The 448-nt window shown below is 47.1% G+C and carries 1 tRNA gene and 1 rRNA gene; both read left to right on the top strand.

What is annotated here, in order from left to right:
- The first annotated feature begins 94 nt into the window (after positions 1 to 94).
- Positions 95 to 168, top strand: a tRNA-Ala gene (locus tag D9Y29_RS26425).
- Positions 169 to 363: 195 nt separating this feature from the next.
- Positions 364 to 448 (top strand): 23S ribosomal RNA (locus D9Y29_RS26420); the annotation flags it as partial.

Here is a 448-nt window from a genome sequence, read left to right as displayed (position 1 = left end):
AGGGGTCACCAGTTCAAATCTGGTCGGGTCTACCAACAGCTGCGAGTGGGCGAGAGCACAAGCTCGAGCGAACAATCTCAAGGCATCAACTCCTGGGGGATTAGCTCAGCTGGCTAGAGCACCTGCCTTGCACGCAGGGGGTCAACGGTTCGAATCCGTTATCCTCCACAAAAAAGTTCTTTCAAACTGTGATGTTGACGTTCAACAGTGAATGGTCTACAGGTTCGCAACCTGCACATCAACTTCGTTTATTGTAGGCCGTGAGGCGTGCAATCGAACAAAGCTCTTTGACATATTGGGAAATAATTGTTATTCTAACAAGTATAAATGTTGTAAGAAACGAGTAATAAGTATAATAACTCTTTTAAAGCACTTAAGGGCGTATGGTGGATGCCTTGGCTCTCAGAGACGATGAAGGACGTGGTAAGCTGCGATAAGCTGCGGGGAG

The sequence above is a fragment of the Pseudoflavitalea rhizosphaerae genome, from assembly GCF_003991355.1.
Classification (GTDB): domain Bacteria; phylum Bacteroidota; class Bacteroidia; order Chitinophagales; family Chitinophagaceae; genus Pseudobacter; species Pseudobacter rhizosphaerae.
This window is presented reverse-complemented; position numbering and strand designations above follow the sequence as displayed.